The sequence below is a fragment of the Cryptosporangium minutisporangium genome, assembly GCF_039536245.1.
Classification (GTDB): Bacteria; Actinomycetota; Actinomycetes; order Mycobacteriales; family Cryptosporangiaceae; genus Cryptosporangium; species Cryptosporangium minutisporangium.
In genome coordinates this window covers 129,314-145,564 of sequence record NZ_BAAAYN010000047.1, presented here as the reverse complement: position 1 = coordinate 145,564, position 16,251 = coordinate 129,314, and the positions used below count along the sequence as shown (strand labels likewise).

Below are 16,251 nucleotides of genomic sequence, written 5' to 3'. Positions count from 1 at the left end.
GCTCGTATGCTCGACCGCATGTCGAGCACGCCGGACGCCCCGCCGATGGAGGAGCCGCCGACCCGTCGGCGAGGCGTGGAGCGCCGTCCGCAGGCCGAGCGGAGCCAGGAGACGCGCACCCGGATCCTGGACGCCGCGGTGGCGCTACTCGTCGAGGAGGGGTACTCCCGAACGAACACGCTGGCGATCCAGGCGAAGGCCGGGGTCTCCCGTGGCCGGCTGCTGCACCAGTTCCCCTCCAAGGAGGAGCTGCTGGTCGCGGCCGCGCACCACGTCTGGGAGCGGCGGCGCGGCGAGAACCAGCGGGCCGAGACGTCGCTGCCCACGGAGCCCGGCGCGCGGATCGACGCGGTCGTCGAACTGCTCTGGTCGACGTTCAACGAGAACCAGTTCTGGGCCGCGACCGAGCTCTGGGTGGCGTCCCGCACCGAGCCGGCGCTCGCCGACGTGATCCGCCCGGCCGAACGTCGCCTGGGACGGGCGATCTGGGCGTCCATGGACAATCTGTTCGGCGCGGAGCTGGCGGCGCACCCGAGGTACCCGCTGGTCCGCCACACGTTGTTCACGAGCATGCGTGGGGTCGCGCTGACCTACGCGTTCGACCAGCGCGATCCGTCCACCGAGCCGAGCTTGGCGAACTGGAAGCAGCTGGCGAAGGCGATTCTGCTGGCGTCCTGACGCGGCCGCGACGCGGAGTGGCCGGCACAAAAGCGACCTGGATCACCCTCCGCAATTTACGGTCCGCCTTGACTGTTTCTGGGGCGCGCGACGAGACTCGGAATCGGCACGGGCGCCAACGACGGTGCCCGACGACGGGCAGCCTGGGAGGCACCTGTGCGCGACGCGGTCATCGTGGAAGCCGTCCGTACTCCGGCCGGAAAGGGCAAGCCAGGCGGCGCGCTCTCCGGCGTCCACCCGGTCGACCTGCTCTCCGGCGCGCTGTCCGCGCTGGTCGAGCGAGCCGGCCTCGACCCGGCCCTGGTCGACGACGTGATCGGCGGCTGCGTCGCCCAGGCGGGCGAGCAGGCGGTGAACATCACCCGCAACGCGGTGCTCGCCGCCGGGTTCCCCGAGTCGGTGCCGGCCACTTCCGTCGACCGGCAGTGCGGATCCAGCCAGCAGGCCGCTCACTTCGCCGCGCAGGGCGTCATCGCCGGCGCGTACGACGTCGTGATCGCCTGCGGCGTCGAGTCGATGAGCCGGGTGCCGATGGGCACGTCGACGATGGGCCAGAACCCGTTCGGCACGAAGTTCCCGCAGCGGTACCCGGAGGGCCTGGTCAACCAGGGCGTCTCGGCCGAGATCATCGCGGCGAAGTGGAAGCTGAGCCGGGAAGCGCTGGACGAGTACTCGGCCACCTCGCACGCGCGTGCGGCCGAAGCGGCGAAGGCCGGTGCGTTCGCGCGGGAGATCATCCCGGTCGGGGACGTGACCACGGACGAGACCGTCCGCGGCGGCACCACCGTCGAGAAGCTCGGCGGGCTCAAGCCGAGCTTCTACACCGAGGCGTTCGCGGCCCGCTTCCCCGAGGTGGGCTGGCACATCACGCCCGGCAACTCGTCGCCGCTGACCGACGGTGCGTCCGCGGTGCTGATCATGTCCGGCGAGAAGGCCGCCGAGCTCGGCCTCCGGCCGCGGGCCCGGTTCCACTCGTTCTCGGTGGTCGGCGACGACCCGCTGCTGATGCTGACCGGCCCGATCCCGGCCACCCGCAAGGTGCTGGCCAAGGCGGGCCTGAGCATCGAGGACATCGACGCGTACGAGGTCAACGAGGCGTTCGCGCCGGTGCCGCTGGCCTGGGCGCACGACCTGGGCGCCGACCCGGCGAAGCTCAACCCGCGCGGCGGTGCGATCGCGCTCGGCCACGCGCTCGGCTCGTCCGGTACCCGGCTGCTCACCACGCTGGTGAACTACCTCGAGGACACCGGTGGTCGGTACGGCCTGCAGACCATGTGCGAGGGCGGCGGCATGGCCAACGCCACAGTCATCGAACGTCTCTGAGAGGACGGCTGTGAGGTTTTCCGACAGCGACGTCGCGCTGGTCACCGGGGGCTCCTCCGGGCTCGGCCTGGCGACCGTCGAGAAGCTGGTCGACGACGGGGCGACGGTCGTCGTCCTGGACCTGCCGAGCTCGGACGGGAAGGCGGTCGCCGAGAAGTTCGGGTCGAAGGTCACGTTCTCGCCCGGCGACGTCACGTCCGAGCCCGACGTCGCCCAGGCGGTGCGGGTCGCGTCCGAGCAGGGCACGCTCCGGGCCGCGGTCAACTGTGCTGGGATCGGTAACGCGCACAAGACCGTGGGCAAGGAGAACACACCGTTCCCGCTGGACGCCTTCACGAAGGTCATCCAGGTCAACCTGATCGGCACGTTCAACGTCATCCGGCTGGCCGCGGCGCAGATCGCACAGGCCGACGAGGTCGACGGTGAGCGCGGCGTCATCGTCAACACGGCGTCGGTCGCAGCGTTCGAGGGCCAGATCGGACAGGCCGCGTACTCCGCGTCGAAGGGCGGCATCGTCGGCATGACGCTGCCGATCGCGCGGGACCTCGCGGCGCTGAAGATCCGGGTCGTCACGATCGCACCGGGGCTGTTCGACACTCCGCTGCTCGGTGGTCTGCCGGAGAACATCAAGACCGCGCTCGGCGCCCAGGTGCCGCACCCGTCGCGTCTGGGCGCACCCACCGAGTACGGGCTGCTGGCGTCGCAGATCATCGCGAACCCGATGCTCAACGGCGAGGTCATCCGCCTCGACGGCGCGATCCGGATGACTCCCCGGTGAGTGCGCCCACGACAACCGCGAGCCACAAGGGGACACAGTGAGCGTGTTGAAGACCCGGTTCACCGAGGCGTTCGGGATCGAGCACCCGATCGTCCAGGGCGGGATGCAGTGGGTCGGCCGGGCGGAACTCGCCGCAGCGGTCTCCGAGGCGGGTGGCCTCGGGCTGATCACCGCGCTGACCCAGCCGACCCCCGCCGACCTGGCGAAGGAGATCGCCCGGGCGCGGACGCTCACCGACAAGCCGTTCGGCGTCAACCTGACGATCCTGCCGACGATCAGCCCGCCGCCGTACGACGAGTACCGCCGGGTCATCGTCGACGAAGGCATCCGGATCGTGGAGACCGCGGGCTCCAACCCCGAGCCGCACATGGACCTGTTCCGCGAGCACGGCGTCAAGGTCATCCACAAGTGCACGAGCGTGCGGCACGCGCTGAAGGCACAGCGGATCGGCGTCGACGCGGTCTCGATCGACGGGTTCGAGTGCGCCGGTCACCCCGGTGAGGACGACATCCCCGGCCTGATTCTGATCCCGGCCGCGGCCGACAAGCTGACGATCCCGTTCATCGCCTCCGGCGGGTTCGGGGACGCCAGGGGCCTGGTCGCGGCGCTGGCGCTCGGCGCGGACGGCATCAACATGGGCAGCCGGTTCATGTGCACGGTCGAGTCGCCGATCGACGACGCCGTGAAGCAGGCCATCGTGGACAGCGACGAGCGGGACACCGAGCTGATCTTCCGTCCGCTGCGTAACACCGCCCGGGTGGCGAAGAACTCGGTGAGCACCGAGGTCGTGCGGATCCTCAACGAAGGCGGCGAGTTCGCCGACGTCAAGGATCTGGTGGCCGGTGCGCGCGGCAGGCTGGTCTACGAGAAGGGCGACGTCGAGGCCGGAATCTGGTCGGTCGGCCTGGTCCAGGGCCTGATCCACGACATCCCGACCGCGGGCGAGATCGTGACGCGGATCGTGAACGAGGCGGCCGAGCTGATCCGCGGTAGGCTCGCCGGCCTGGTGGCGGCCGACCCGGTGGGGGTGGCGGGATGACGTCCGATGTCACGGTGCAGCGGGATGGAGCCGCGCTGACGATCTCGCTCAACCGTCCGGAGCGCCTGAACGCCGTCACTGCCGCGGTACTCAACGACCTCGCCGACCTGATCGAAGAGGCCGCGGCCGACGCCGAGGTGCGGGTGATCGTGCTGACCGGCGCCGGACGCGCGTTCAGCGCGGGCGCCGACCTCAAGTCCCGTCAGGCGGGGGAGGGGCCGCCCGGCACCGACACGATCGTGGCGGGCAACCGGGTCATCCGGGCCCTGCGGGACGCGCGCCAGCCGACGATCGCCGCGGTCAACGGGCCGGCGGTGGGCATCGGCTGTTCGCTGGCGCTCGCCTGCGACCTGGTGCTGTCGTCCGCGGACGCGTACTTCCTGCTCTCGTTCACCAGCATCGGCCTGATGCCGGACGGTGGTGCGACCGCGCTGGTGCCGACCTCGATCGGCCGGGCTCGGGCGATGGCGATGGCGCTGGTCCCGGAGCGGATCCCGGCGGCCGAGGCGCTGGCCTGGGGGTTGATCTACAAGGTCGTCGACGCCGGCGAGCTGGACGCCTCCGTCAAGGCGCTCACCGATCGGCTCTCCACCGGGGCGCCGCTGGCGCTGGCCGCGACGAAGCGCGCGATCAACGCGTCGACGCTCACCGCGCTCGAGGAGGCGCTCGGCCGCGAGCTGGAGAACCAGGGCCGGCTGCTGCAGACGAGCGACGTCGCCGAAGCGGTGGTCGCGTTCGTCGAGAAGCGTCCGCCGAAGTTCACCGGATCCTGATCAACGCCATGTGGACGCTACGGCGCGCGCCGTAGCGTCCACATGCCGGTGCGACTCCTCATGGGAGCGGGACGCTCACCGCCGTATAGGGGGTGGCGGGGGTCGGCGGGGTCGTGAAGCGGGCGTTCGGCGTGTAGAGGCGGTCGCGGAATACCGCGAGCGTCGTCGGCACGTCGAAGCGGGAGTCGGTGATCGTCGCGTTCACGGCGGCGCGGCCGCCGTCCAGCCGCAGCGCCGCGATCGTGTTCAGCCGGTTCTGGACGACGAACAGCGTCTGTCCGATTCGGAGCAGCCCGTCGCCGTTGGTGAGCGGATAGGGCGCGCCGTCCCGGGTCACCGGGATCTCCGTGGTGACGCCGGTGCGCGGGTCGACCCGGAACAGCTTCCCGGTACTCGACTGGACGATGATCAGTCCCTTGCCGTCCGGTGTGCGCTCGATGCCGTTGGCGTTGTTGACGTCGGGCACGTACTGGATGGCGCCGCTCAGCGGGATCGTCGTGACGTCCGCCTGGGTCGGGGCGCCCTTGCGCGGGATCGCGACCCGGTAGAGGACGGGCCGTCGCGAGTCGGTGAAGTACGCCGCGGACCGGGTCAGGATCACGTCGTTGACGAACGTCGGCGTCGCGGTGGGGTTCGTCGCGAGCGTCAGGTCCGACAGGGTCTTCCCGGTCGCGGTGTCGATCACGCGGCCGGTGCCGGCCACCCCGCCGGCCACGAACAGCCGGCCGCGGTCGTCGAGCTTGAGCCCGACGGACGGGGTGCCCGGGCCCTGTGCGATGACCCGCGATCGCCCGTTGGTGAGGTCGACCTTGAGGATGTCACCGTCGGCGAGCGACCCGAAGTACGCGACCGGACGACGTCCGATCGCGATGCCCTCGGGGCGGAAGCCGTCGGGAAGCCGGTACGTGGTGGGGAACTGGGACTGCGTGGCCGGGGCGGTGGCCGCGGCCGGCGCGACGACGGTGGTCAGGGTCGCGGTGGTCGTGACGCCGGTGAGCAGCGCGGCGGCGACCGCTAGGCGCGGTGCGGACTTCCAGAGCCGGGTGTCTCGCGGTTTGGCATCCATAAACTCACCAAAACTACTACGAGCATCTGTAGGACACATCTCGCAGCGTCGTCGACATCGCGGTCGGTGTGCCGCTGCTCGCGCTGAACCGACCGGTAGCGTCCCGAGGCGTGACCTCGCCACTCGAAGACGACGTCGACCGCACGCTGGTCGCGCTGCTGGCCACCGACGGTCGTGCCACGCTCTCGACGCTCGCCTCCGCCGCCGGCCTCTCGGTGTCGGCGACCCAGGCCCGGGTTCGGCGCCTGGAGCAGCGCGGGGTCATCCGTGGTTACGCCGCGGACATCGACCCGGAGGCGCTCGGCCTGCCGCTGGCCGCGTTCATCGCGATCTCGCCGCTCGACCCGGCCCAGCCCGACGACGCCCCGGAGCAGCTGGCCGAGCTCGACGCGGTGGAGGCGTGCTACTCGGTCGCCGGCGAGGACAGCTACGTCCTGCTCGTCCGGGTGCCCTCGCCGCGCGCGCTGGAGGATCTGATCCGCCAGATCCGTTCCGTCGCCAACGTCCGCACTCGGACGACCGTGATCCTCCAGACTTTCTACGAGAGAAGGCTCTCGCACCCGTAAAATTTCCTGCCGAGACGTTGTGGGACAGGAAAGATCCCCTTAACGTGTCGTCATGACCCAGATCGTGGACGCCCCCGGATCGTTCCGCCCGCACGACGTGCACGCCGTGATCGGGAAGCATCTCCTCGCCGACGGGCTCGACCTGGTCCTCGACCTCGACGCCTCGCGCGGCTCCACGCTCGTCGACGCCCGCGACGGGCACGAGTACCTCGACCTGTTCACGTTCTTCGCGTCCTCGGCGCTGGGGATGAACCACCCCGCGCTCGCCGACCCGGGATTCCGGGCCGAGCTGCTGCGGGCCGCGACGAACAAGCCGAGCAACTCCGACGTCTACACGGTCGAGATGGCCCGGTTCGTCGAGACGTTCGCCGAGGTGCTCGGCGACGAACGGCTCCCGCACCTGTTCTTCGTCGAGGGCGGCGGGCTCGCCGTCGAGAACGCGCTGAAGGTCGCGTTCGACTGGAAGAGCCGGTGGAACGAGGCGCACGGCATCGACCCGGCGCTCGGCACCCGCGTGCTGCACCTGGAACACGCGTTCCACGGACGCACCGGGTACACGATGTCGCTGACGAACACCGACCCGAACAAGGTCGCGCGCTTCCCGAAGTTCGACTGGCCGCGGATCCCGGCGCCGTACCTTCGTTCCGGCATCGACATCGAGGCCGCCGAGGGCGAGGCGCTCGCCGCCGCCCGCGCCGCGTTCGCGGCCCATCCGCACGACATCGCCGCCGCGATCATGGAGCCGATCCAGGGCGAGGGCGGCGACCACCACTTCCGCCCCGAGTTCGTCCGCGCCCTCCGCGACCTCTGCCACTCCCACGACGCGCTGTTCATCCTCGACGAGGTGCAGACCGGCGTCGGCCTCACCGGCACCACCTGGACCTACCAGCAGCTCGACGTCGTCCCGGACGTCGTCGCGTTCGGCAAGAAGACCCAGGTCTGCGGCATCATGGCCGGCGGCAGGGTCGACGAGGTGCCGGAGAACGTGTTCGCGGTCGCGTCCCGGCTCAACTCCACCTGGGGCGGCAACCTCACCGACATGGTGCGGGCCCGCCGCATCCTCGAGGTGATCCGCGACGAGAAGTTGGTCGCGCGGGCGGCGTCGCTCGGTGCGCACCTGCAGGCGGGGTTGCGCGCGCTCGCCGACCGCCACCCCGGCGTGAGCGACGTCCGCGGCCGTGGCCTGATGTGCGCCTTCACGCTCGCCGACGCCGGCCTCCGCGACGCGCTCCTGGACGGGCTGCGGCAAGACGAGAGCGTGTTCATGCTCGGCTGCGGAAACCGGAGCGTGCGCTTCCGTCCGGCCCTGACGATCAGCGAGGCTGAGCTGGACGCCGGCGTGGCGGCGATCGACCGGGTGCTCACTCGACTAGGGCGGTGACGTCTGTGCAGCAATGGGAGTTGCGGGCCGCGTTCGCCCGCGCGCTGTCGGACATGTACGGCCGGGAGGTGCCCGCCTACACGACGCTGCTGCGGGTATCGGCCGAGGTCAACGCCGACGTGCTGGCGAAGCAGGGTGCGGCGGCCCAGCGGCTGGGCAGCATCGATCGGGTGACCGCCGAGCGGCACGGCGCGATCCGGGTCGGCACGCCCGAGGAGCTGCGCCAGGTCGGCCAGATCTTCGCCGGCTTCGGCATGCACCCGGTCGGGTTCTACGACCTCCGCGATGCGTCGGCGAGCTCGGTACCGGTGGTCTCGACCGCGTTCCGGCCGCTCGACGCCGACGAACTGGCCCGCAATCCGTTCCGCGTCTTCACGTCCGTCCTGGTCACCGACGACCGGCGGTTCTTCGGCGCCGACCTGCAGGCCCGGCTCGAAACGTTCCTCGCCCGGCGCGACCTGTTCCCGCCGCGGGTGCTGGAGCTGGCCGCGCGGGCCGAGGCCGAGCACGGCCTCGACGGGTCGGACGCCGACGAGTTCGTGGCCGGGGCCACCGCGTGCTTCGCGCTGTCCCGGGAACCGATCGATCGGGCCTGGTACGACGAGCTGTCCCGGATCTCCGCGGTCGCCGCCGACATCGGTGGTGTCATGTCGACCCACATCAACCACCTCACGCCGCGGGTGCTCGACATCGACGAGCTCTACCGGCGGATGACCGACCTCGGCGTCACGATGATCGACGAAATCCAGGGGCCACCGGCGTGGGAGGGCCCGGACGTGCTGCTCCGGCAGACCTCGTTCCGGGCGCTGGCCGAGCCCCGTGCGTTCACCGACGGGCCGGGTGAGCTGCGGGTCCGGTTCGGCGAGGTCGAGGCGCGGGGGATCGCGCTGACCACCGCCGGACGGGCGCTCTACGACCGCCTGCTCACCGAGGTGGACGCCCGCCGGGCGGAGTCGGGGCGGGCCCGGACGGAGGTCGCCGCGGAGGTATGGCGGGAGAACCTCCCGGGAACCGAGGAGACCCTCGACCGCCGGGGCCTCGGTGCGTTCACCTACCGCCCTGCGCCGGACGCGCGCGAACGCCTCGCGGCGGCGGCCGGGCCCGGTGGGAACTCGACGCTGCGCGGTGAGCGGATACTCGACGTGCACGCGTTGGTGACGGCTGGGGTCGCGCTCCGGGAGCCGATCGTCTACGAAGACTTCCTGCCCCGATCCGCGGCCGGGATCTTCCAGTCCAACCTCACCGACGCCGGGGCCCGCAACGACGCGCTCACCGGCGCCGATCGGGACGCCGGCTGGCTGAGCGATGCGCTCGGCCGCGACGTCGCCGACCCTCTCGTCCGCAACGAAGAACTGACGCGCGCCTCGAAGCAGGCGCTCGCCGAGATCCTGAACCTGGAGACACTGTGATGACCCCCGAGGAGTTCCGCGAGAGTGCGCGGAGCGCGCTGAAGTCCTGTGGCGTCGCGGACTCCGCGCTCGCCGGCGCGCTAACGGTCCGCACGCCGCTGACCGGCGACGAGCTGCTCTCCGTCCACGAGGCCGACGGACCGGAGACCGACGCCGCGGTCCGCGCCGCCCACGCCGCGTACCAGCAGTGGCAGACCGTGCCCGCCCCGGTGCGCGGGGCGCTGGTGAAGCGGCTCGGCCAGCTGATCGGCGAGCACAAGGACGAACTGGCCACGCTGGTGACCCTCGAAGCGGGCAAGATCCGCTCCGAGGCGCTCGGCGAGGTCCAGGAGATGATCGACGTCTGCGACTTCGCGGTCGGGCTGTCCCGGCAGCTCTACGGGCGCACGATGCCGTCCGAGCGTCCGGGCCACCGGCTGATGGAGACCTGGCACCCGCTCGGCGTGGTCGGCGTCATCTCGGCGTTCAACTTCCCGGTGGCGGTCTGGTCGTGGAACACCGCGATCGCGCTGGTCTGCGGCGACGCGGTGGTCTGGAAGCCGTCGGAGAAGACGCCGCTGACCGCGCTCGCCTGCACCGCGTTGCTCGACCGGGTGATCGCCGAGCACGGCGCCCCGGCGGACCTGCACCGGCTCGTCGTCGGCGGCCGTGCGGTCGGCGAGGCGCTGGTCGACTCAGCCCTCGTGCCGCTGGTCAGCGCGACCGGCTCCACCCGGATGGGTCGCGAGGTCGGCCCGCGGGTCGCCGCCCGCTTCGGCCGCAGCCTGCTGGAGCTCGGTGGCAACAACGCGGCGGTCGTCACGCCGTCGGCCGACCTCGACCTCACCACCCGCGCGGTCGTCTTCGCCGCCGCCGGCACCGCCGGGCAGCGCTGCACGACGCTGCGGAGGCTGATCGTCCACCGGTCGGTCGCCGACGAGCTACTGGAGAAGCTCACCACCGCCTACCGCAAGCTGCCGATCGGCAGTCCGCTGGAGAGCGGCACGCTGGTCGGGCCGCTGATCGACGAGAACTCCTACCGCGCGATGAACAGCGCGCTGGACGCCGCCCGGGCCGACGGCGGCGAGGTGCTGGTCGGCGGCGGGCGGCGGGACGTCCCCGGCGCGCCGGACGCATACTACGTCGAGCCGGCGATCGTCCGGATGCCGTCGCAAACCGAGATCGTGCGCACCGAGACGTTCGCCCCGGTCCTCTACGTCCTCGGCTACGAGACGCTCGACGAGGCGATCGCGCTCCACAACGACGTGCCGCAGGGCCTCTCGTCCGGCATCTTCACCCGCGACCAGCAGGAGGCGGAGCGGTTCCTGGCCGCGGACGGCGCCGACTGCGGCATCGTCAACGTCAACATCGGGACGTCCGGCGCGGAGATCGGCGGCGCGTTCGGCGGCGAGAAGGAGACCGGCGGTGGCCGGGAGTCCGGATCGGACGCGTGGCGCGCGTACATGCGGCGCGCGACGAACACGATCAACGCCTCCGGTCAGCTCCTGCTCGCGCAGGACGTGTCGTTCCTCTAGCCGCCGCGGTCAACGGCCGTTGCGACGCCGGATCGTGATCACACCCGCGACCACGAGCAGGACGGGCAGGATGAGGCCCCACATCAGCCAGCCGTTCATCGACGCCTCCAGGATTGGCTCCGGCCTCCCACCCTCGCGGCTCGACGCGTTCGAGCCCTCATCCCGGCGGGGTGAGAGTGCGGCGGTCGGCTGAGTGATCGCGGATCAGGCGCGCGGGAACGCGCCTGATCCGCTGTCGTTCCCGCGCCCTACGGTCTCCGGCAGGCCGCGCGGTACGCGGGGCACCACGGCGGCCGCCGCGGCGACGGCCTCCGCCTGGTGCGGCCGTAACTGCCCGCCGTAGTTCTCGACGATCGGCAGGTACGGGTCCTCCACCTCGGTCCGGACGCCGCTGAGCGCCTCGACGACCGCCAGCCCGCAGAACGGCACCGCGAAAGGGGAGTAGCCGCCTTCGTGAGCGAGCACTAATCGACCGCCGCAGTGCCGTTCCGCGGCGTCCTTGACCCGGTGGGTGAGCTCGCGGAACGACTCCGAGGAGAGCATCTGCCTGGCCAGCGGATCGAAGCCGTTGGCGTCGAAGCCGCACGCGACCAGAATCAGGTCGGGAGCGAACCGGTCCAACGCCGGCTCGACCACCTCGGTGAACGCGGCCCGATAGGCGCCGTCGCCGGAGCCCGGCGGCAGCGGGACGTTGATCGTGGTGCCCTCGGCGCCGGGCCCACCCACGTCGGTGACCGGCCCCGACCCAGGCGGGTAGACGCCGTCCTGGTGGATCGAGACGGCCAGTACCGAGGGATCGTCCCAGAACGCGTCCTGAGTGCCGTTGCCGTGGTGGACGTCCCAGTCGACGATCGCGATCCGCTCCACACCCAGGGCGGCCTGCGCGTGGCGGGCCGCGATCGCCACGTTGTTGAAGAGGCAGAACCCGCGGCCATGGTCCGGGGCCGCGTGATGGCCCGGCGGACGGACCAGCGCGTACGCGTTGTCGACCGTGCCGTCGACCACGGCTTCGACCGCGGTGAGCACCCCACCGGCGGCCAGCAGCGCGATCTCGCAGGAGAACTCGCCGAACGGCGTTCCGCCGCCCAGGTTGCCGCCGCCCGCGGCGGCCTGCCGAGCGACGTCGGCGACGTGCTCGGCGGTGTGGACGCGAGTCAGCTCGGCGACGGTCGCCGGCCGTGGCGGGAGCGGGGTCAAATCGTCCAGAAGGCCGGACGCGGCGACCAGGTTCGCGAAGCGGCGCTTCGCGTCCGGGCTTTCGATGTGGGCCATCGGCTCGACCCAGCGGCTGATCGGGAGTGGGCCGCCGGCGGTGCCGGTGTCGTGCCACAGGTACCGCTCGTTCCAGACCCACCCCGTCGACATGCGGAACGTCTACCACACGCTTCCGGGCGTCAAAAATAACAAGCCCAAACAAGCAATACCGGGCGACGACTCAGAGCACCCCCGAAGGTGCCGATGGGGAGAGGAATTCTCTGACGGGGGGATCCGGGGATGGCGCGGTTGCTGGTGGTCGAGGACGAGCCGGACCTGCGGGATCTGCTCGTCCAGCGGATCGAGGCGGTGGGTCACGAGGTCATGCCGGTGGCCACCGGTGCCGCTGCTCTCCGGACGCTCGCGCACAACGGTCTGCCGGACGCTGCGGTGCTCGACGTCGATCTACCGGGTCAGGACGGCGTCGCCTTGCTCGCCGACCTCCGGCAGCGTCAGCCCGAGTTGCCTGCCCTGTTCATCACCGTGCTCTGGTCGGGAGAGTTGCTCGCCCGCATGAAGGCGACCGGCTGTCCCTACCTCACCAAGCCGTTCACCGCCGCGGACCTCCGTGCCGCGCTCGACGACCTGCTCGGCGGCGAGGGGCGTGCCACCGTCGACGGGCCCGCGAGCGACGGCCCCGGCGGCCCCGGCGGCCCCGGTGGGAGCGGCGGGCCCGGCCCGGACAAACCCTCGGCGCCCGGATGAGCCCAGCCGCAGCCCTGGCCCGGTCGGTCGGCTTCGCCTGCCTCTTCACCCTCGCCGCGATCGGGGGGCGGCTCACGATTCTGGAGGGCGCGAGCCTCAGTCTGGTCTGGCCTGCTGCGGGGGTCGCGGTCGTCTGGTTCGTCGCGCAGCGGGGCGCGCCGGTTCCGGCGGTGGACTGGGTGCTGCTGGTCGGCGTCACGCTGGCGGTGAACCTCGCGACCGGCGCAGCGGTCGTGCTCGCGGTCGGCTTCGTGCTCGCCAACGCGGTGCAGATCGGTGTTTTCCTGACGCTCTTCGGACGTCTCAAACCGGACTGGCGGCGTGGCGACGCGCCGCCGCTCGTCCGGCTCGGCGACCTCTGGCGGATGATCGCCGCGACCGCCGCGAGCACGGTCTGCGGTGCGATCGTCGGACCGACGTTGGCCAGTTGGTACGCGGGCTCCTGGTCGTGGCTCGGCGAGCTGGTGTGGCTCACCCGCAACATCTCGAGCATCCTGCTGATCGGCATCCTCGGGCTGCTGCTGATCGGCCGTGTGGGCGTCGATGAGCGGTTCCGTGGCTGGCGGCTGGTGGAGCTGGTCGCGCTGGCCGTCTGCTCGCTCGCCGCGTACGTCGTGGCGTTCGCGCTCCCGCACGGGCTGCCGCTGGCGTTCCCGCTGCTCGTGGTCACGGTGTGGGCCGGTGCCCGGTTCCCGACGCCGCTGGTGGCCGTGCACGGCGTCGTCGTCGGGACGGTCGGCGTGTTGTTCACGCTGCACGGCGCGGGTCCGTTCGCCGCGATCGAATCGCACCCGATGCGCGCGCTGGTCGCGCAGGCGTTCGTCGCGATGGTGGGGGTGCTCGGACCGGTGCTCGCGCTCGGCCGGGACGAGCGGGAGGCGCTCAGCCAGGAACTGCGCAACGCCGCGGCGGCCAGCGCGGCCCAGGCGAAGACGCTGAGCACGATCGTCGACTCGATCAGCGACGGGCTCATGGTGATCGGCGCGGACGGTCGGATCCTGCTGCGCAACCCGGCGGCGATGAACCTCTTTCCGGGGGTCTCGCGACGCAGCGAGTTCGTCGGCGACAACTCCGAGATCATCCTGGCCGAACCCGGTGGAGGGCCGATCGACGTGGCCGACCTGCCGTTCACCCACGCGCTGGCCGGGAAGACCGTGGTGGACCGTGACCTCGCGGTGCGGCAGTCGGCCACCGGAATCGAGCGGATCTTCCAGGTCTCGGCGGCGCCCCTGGCGGACGACGGCTCCGGCCGTCGGGCCGTCGTGCTGTACCACGACGTGACGTCCGACCGGCGGCACCGGGACGAGCTCACCACGTTCGCCGGCGTCGTCGCGCACGACCTGCTCAACCCGCTGACCACCGTCGAGGGCTGGACCGAGGCGCTCTCCGAACTGCTCGCCGAGCATCCCGAGGTTCCCGGGGCGCGCGACGGCATCGTCCGGATCAGCCGCGGAGCGACGCGGATGCGGCACCTGATCAACGATCTGCTCGCGTACACGACCGCGCGGGACGGCGCGCTGGCGCTCGCGCGGGTGTCGCTGGACGACCTGGTCGACGAGATCGTGTCCGCCCGGATCGACCAGGCGACGGCGGCCGGTGAGTTGCCGCCCCGCTTCTCGGTCGGGCGGCTCCACGACATCGAGGCCGACCCGGTGCTCGCCCGCCAGCTGCTGGACAACCTGATCAGCAACGCGGTCAAGTACACCGCGCCGGGGACGGTGCCGCACGTGACGATCGGAACCGAGCTGCTCGACGACGACCGGGTCCACCTCACGGTCACCGACCGCGGAATCGGAATCCCGCCCGGTCAGCACGAGGCGATCTTCGCGAACTTCCACCGCGCCCACCGGGACGCCGGGTACGCCGGCACCGGTCTGGGGCTGGCGATCTGCGCGCGGATCGTCGAGCGGCACGGCGGCACGATCGCCGCGTCGGACAATCCGTCCGGGCCGGGGGCCCGGTTCACCGTGACGTTGCCCGCGGCACGAACGCCGGCCACCGGCGCGGCAGAACCCGCCGCGGCGGCCGTCGGCCGCTGACTTCCCTTCAACGGACCTGGAGCCCGCTGAGGGCGAGGCTGGCGTCCGCGCGCGTCGACGCCGCGAATAGATGATTACCCAAGTTGTCGCGCGCGGCCGTCAGGCTCGCCCTCGGCGGGCCGTGCACTGGTCGAAGACGTCGAGGATCGGTGCGCTGATGCCCCGGCGGCGGACCCGGGCGGCGAGCAGCAGCAGGACGCCGATCACCGCGGCGTAACACGCGCCGACGACGAGCATGCCCATGCGTCGAGCCTAAGGCGTCCCGTCCACCGGTGCGGTTCCGTACCGAACGGGGCGAGTCAGGTCGGGTGCTTCCGCCCGGTCCGCGGGGCGGTCCGTCGGGCGGGTCGCGACGAGGACGGCGGCGAGCACGACCGCCACGCCGAGCAGCTGGAACAGCGACAGACCCTGGCCGAGCACCGCCCATCCCGCGAGCACCGCCACCACCGGGCTGAGCAGGCTCAGGAACGACGTCGTCGCGGCCGGGAGCGCGGCGAGACCGCGGAACCAGAGCACGTAGGCCAGCGCTGTACCGACCAGCGACAGGTAGACGTAACCGCCGATCGCCGGGGCGTCCACCTCGGACGGCGGGCCCTCGACCAGCAGCGCGACCGGCGTGAGCACGAGCCCACCGGCGATCAGCTGCCAGGAGGTGGTGACCAGCGGTGAGGCGGGCGGCGTCCAGCGTTTCGCGAGGACGATGCCGACCGCCATCGACCCGGCGCCGGCCAGGGCCGCGGCGACGCCGATCGCGTCCAGGCGGGCCGACGCGGTGAGGACGACCAGGGCCACGCCGACCACTCCGGCCACCCCGGCCCCGACGGTGCGGAGCCGCAGTCGCTCGCGCAGCACGACGGTGGCGAGCGCGGCGACCAGGAGCGGCTGGAGCGCACCGGCGATCGCGGCCACCCCGCCGGGGAGCCGGTACGCCGCGACGAACAGCAGCGCGAAGAACGCGCCGATGTTCAGCGTGCCGAGCACCGCCGCGCGCCACCACCACGAGCCGCGGGGCAGCACCCGGACGATCGCGAGCAGCAGCAAGCCGGCCGGGAGGGCGCGGAGTACCCCGGCCAGCAGCGGGCGTCCCGGCGGTAACAGCTCGGTCGTGACCAGGTAGGTGGTGCCCCACGTCGCCGGAGCGACTGCGGTGGCGAGCAGGACGCGGGTTCGATTGCTAAGCACTTAGCTATAATAGCTAAGTGCTTAGGTAAATTGCTACCCTCGAGCCGTGACCGATCACGTCGACGGAATCCTGGCCCAGTGGCACCGCGAGCGTCCGGATCTGGACGTGTCACCGATGGCCGTGATCGGGCGGCTGAGCCGAGCGGCGGTCGCCGTCGACGCGCGGCTCGCCCGGAACTTTGCCGCGCACGGCCTGGACCGCGCGTCCTTCGACGTCCTCGCGACCCTGCTCCGGAACGGGCCGCCGCACCGGCTGACGCCGGCGGCGCTGGCCGCCGACTCGATGATCACGTCGAGCGCGGTCGCTCAGCGTCTCAACCGCCTCGAAGCGCGCGGCCTGGTGGCCCGGGCGCCGAACCCGGAGGACGGCCGGGGGAGCCTCGTCACGCTCACGCCGGCCGGGAAGGCCGCGGTCGAGGAGACGCTGCCCGACCACCTGGCGACCGAGGAGGAGCTGCTCGCCGACCTGAGCCCGGCGGAGCGCACCGTGCTGGCCGACCTGCTCGCCCGCCTGCTGCGGAGCGCGGGCGCCGGCTGACGCCGG

Annotated in this window: 16 protein-coding genes; 12 read left to right on the top strand and 4 right to left on the bottom strand. The window is 71.9% G+C overall.

Annotation, left to right across the window (positions count from 1 at the left end):
- The first annotated feature begins 18 nt into the window (after positions 1 to 18).
- The 5 genes from ABEB28_RS33520 (at position 19) to ABEB28_RS33500 (ending at position 4,591) form a co-directional block, all read left to right on the top strand.
- On the top strand, positions 19 to 678 hold the full coding sequence (locus ABEB28_RS33520) for a TetR/AcrR family transcriptional regulator (protein ID WP_345732269.1): 660 nt from the start codon (positions 19 to 21) through the stop codon (positions 676 to 678).
- A 156-nt stretch (positions 679 to 834) separates the two neighbouring features.
- A complete protein-coding gene (locus ABEB28_RS33515; protein ID WP_345732268.1) occupies positions 835 to 2,001 on the top strand; it encodes a thiolase family protein in 1,167 nt (388 codons plus the stop codon).
- 10 nt (positions 2,002 to 2,011) lie between these two features.
- Positions 2,012 to 2,779 (top strand): 3-hydroxyacyl-CoA dehydrogenase, encoded by a 768-nt coding sequence (locus ABEB28_RS33510; RefSeq protein ID WP_345732267.1) that lies wholly within the window; start codon positions 2,012 to 2,014, stop codon positions 2,777 to 2,779.
- 43 nt (positions 2,780 to 2,822) lie between these two features.
- Positions 2,823 to 3,818, top strand: coding sequence for an NAD(P)H-dependent flavin oxidoreductase (locus ABEB28_RS33505; RefSeq protein WP_345732357.1), 996 nt, complete (start codon positions 2,823 to 2,825; stop codon positions 3,816 to 3,818).
- The gene (locus ABEB28_RS33500) at positions 3,815 to 4,591 is read left to right on the top strand and encodes an enoyl-CoA hydratase (RefSeq protein WP_345732266.1); all 777 of its coding nucleotides are present in this window, start codon (positions 3,815 to 3,817) and stop codon (positions 4,589 to 4,591) included. Before ABEB28_RS33505 ends, ABEB28_RS33500 begins: the two co-directional genes overlap by 4 nt.
- 58 nt (positions 4,592 to 4,649) lie before the next feature.
- Here the strand turns inward: ABEB28_RS33500 and ABEB28_RS33495 are convergent, their stop codons facing one another.
- Entirely contained in the window at positions 4,650 to 5,657 is a 1,008-nt protein-coding gene (locus tag ABEB28_RS33495) for an SMP-30/gluconolactonase/LRE family protein (protein ID WP_345732265.1), read from the bottom strand.
- A 110-nt stretch (positions 5,658 to 5,767) separates the two neighbouring features.
- Between ABEB28_RS33495 and ABEB28_RS33490 the strand changes: the two genes are divergently transcribed.
- Genes ABEB28_RS33490 through amaB form a run of 4 tightly spaced genes read left to right on the top strand, consistent with a single transcriptional unit; the run spans position 5,768 to position 10,527 of the window.
- Positions 5,768 to 6,223, top strand: coding sequence for an Lrp/AsnC family transcriptional regulator (locus ABEB28_RS33490; RefSeq protein ID WP_345732264.1), 456 nt, complete (start codon positions 5,768 to 5,770; stop codon positions 6,221 to 6,223).
- A 52-nt stretch (positions 6,224 to 6,275) separates the two neighbouring features.
- Positions 6,276 to 7,604 (top strand): L-lysine 6-transaminase, encoded by a 1,329-nt coding sequence (gene lat, locus ABEB28_RS33485; RefSeq protein ID WP_345732263.1) that lies wholly within the window; start codon positions 6,276 to 6,278, stop codon positions 7,602 to 7,604.
- On the top strand, positions 7,601 to 9,013 hold the full coding sequence (hglS, locus tag ABEB28_RS33480; protein ID WP_345732262.1) for a 2-oxoadipate dioxygenase/decarboxylase: 1,413 nt from the start codon (positions 7,601 to 7,603) through the stop codon (positions 9,011 to 9,013). The genes lat and hglS overlap by 4 nt, the downstream gene beginning before the upstream one ends.
- On the top strand, positions 9,013 to 10,527 hold the full coding sequence (amaB, locus tag ABEB28_RS33475) for an L-piperidine-6-carboxylate dehydrogenase (RefSeq protein ID WP_345732261.1): 1,515 nt from the start codon (positions 9,013 to 9,015) through the stop codon (positions 10,525 to 10,527). The genes hglS and amaB overlap by 1 nt, the downstream gene beginning before the upstream one ends.
- A gap of 204 nt (positions 10,528 to 10,731) precedes the next feature.
- Here amaB and ABEB28_RS33470 read toward each other — a convergent pair whose 3' ends face one another.
- Positions 10,732 to 11,892: a class II histone deacetylase gene (locus ABEB28_RS33470; protein WP_345732260.1), complete on the bottom strand. Its 1,161-nt coding sequence runs from the start codon at positions 11,890 to 11,892 to the stop codon at positions 10,732 to 10,734.
- Positions 11,893 to 12,021: 129 nt separating this feature from the next.
- Here ABEB28_RS33470 and ABEB28_RS33465 point away from each other — a divergent pair, with 129 nt between their 5' ends.
- Together ABEB28_RS33465 and ABEB28_RS33460 are read left to right on the top strand one after the other, a co-directional pair.
- The gene (locus ABEB28_RS33465) at positions 12,022 to 12,486 is read left to right on the top strand and encodes a response regulator transcription factor (protein WP_345732259.1); all 465 of its coding nucleotides are present in this window, start codon (positions 12,022 to 12,024) and stop codon (positions 12,484 to 12,486) included.
- Positions 12,483 to 14,525, top strand: a complete 2,043-nt coding sequence (locus ABEB28_RS33460; protein WP_345732258.1) for an ATP-binding protein — start codon at positions 12,483 to 12,485, stop codon at positions 14,523 to 14,525. Before ABEB28_RS33465 ends, ABEB28_RS33460 begins: the two co-directional genes overlap by 4 nt.
- Before the next feature lie 99 nt (positions 14,526 to 14,624).
- On the opposite strand, the gene ABEB28_RS33455 is transcribed toward ABEB28_RS33460, so the two are convergent.
- Complete coding sequence (locus ABEB28_RS33455; RefSeq protein WP_345732257.1) at positions 14,625 to 14,768, bottom strand: hypothetical protein; 144 nt, start codon at positions 14,766 to 14,768, stop codon at positions 14,625 to 14,627.
- Positions 14,769 to 14,777: 9 nt separating this feature from the next.
- On the bottom strand, positions 14,778 to 15,707 hold the full coding sequence (locus ABEB28_RS33450; protein ID WP_345732256.1) for an EamA family transporter: 930 nt from the start codon (positions 15,705 to 15,707) through the stop codon (positions 14,778 to 14,780).
- Between the two features lie 46 nt (positions 15,708 to 15,753).
- On the opposite strand from ABEB28_RS33450, the gene ABEB28_RS33445 reads away from it, so the two are divergent.
- On the top strand, positions 15,754 to 16,245 hold the full coding sequence (locus tag ABEB28_RS33445; protein ID WP_345732255.1) for a MarR family winged helix-turn-helix transcriptional regulator: 492 nt from the start codon (positions 15,754 to 15,756) through the stop codon (positions 16,243 to 16,245).
- Positions 16,246 to 16,251 lie beyond the last annotated feature (6 nt).

Excerpts from the sequence above, each read along its gene's own strand:
- ABEB28_RS33520 (WP_345732269.1), top strand. The coding sequence starts at position 19 with ATGTCGAGCACGCCGGACGCCCCGCCGATGGAGGAGCCGCCGACCCGT.
- ABEB28_RS33500 (WP_345732266.1), top strand. The coding sequence starts at position 3,815 with ATGACGTCCGATGTCACGGTGCAGCGGGATGGAGCCGCGCTGACGATC.
- ABEB28_RS33495 (WP_345732265.1), bottom strand. The coding sequence starts at position 5,657 with ATGGATGCCAAACCGCGAGACACCCGGCTCTGGAAGTCCGCACCGCGC.
- lat (WP_345732263.1), top strand. The coding sequence starts at position 6,276 with ATGACCCAGATCGTGGACGCCCCCGGATCGTTCCGCCCGCACGACGTG.
- amaB (WP_345732261.1), top strand. The coding sequence starts at position 9,013 with ATGACCCCCGAGGAGTTCCGCGAGAGTGCGCGGAGCGCGCTGAAGTCC.
- ABEB28_RS33470 (WP_345732260.1), bottom strand. The coding sequence starts at position 11,892 with ATGTCGACGGGGTGGGTCTGGAACGAGCGGTACCTGTGGCACGACACC.
- ABEB28_RS33465 (WP_345732259.1), top strand. The coding sequence starts at position 12,022 with ATGGCGCGGTTGCTGGTGGTCGAGGACGAGCCGGACCTGCGGGATCTG.
- ABEB28_RS33460 (WP_345732258.1), top strand. The coding sequence starts at position 12,483 with ATGAGCCCAGCCGCAGCCCTGGCCCGGTCGGTCGGCTTCGCCTGCCTC.
- ABEB28_RS33455 (WP_345732257.1), bottom strand. The coding sequence starts at position 14,768 with ATGGGCATGCTCGTCGTCGGCGCGTGTTACGCCGCGGTGATCGGCGTC.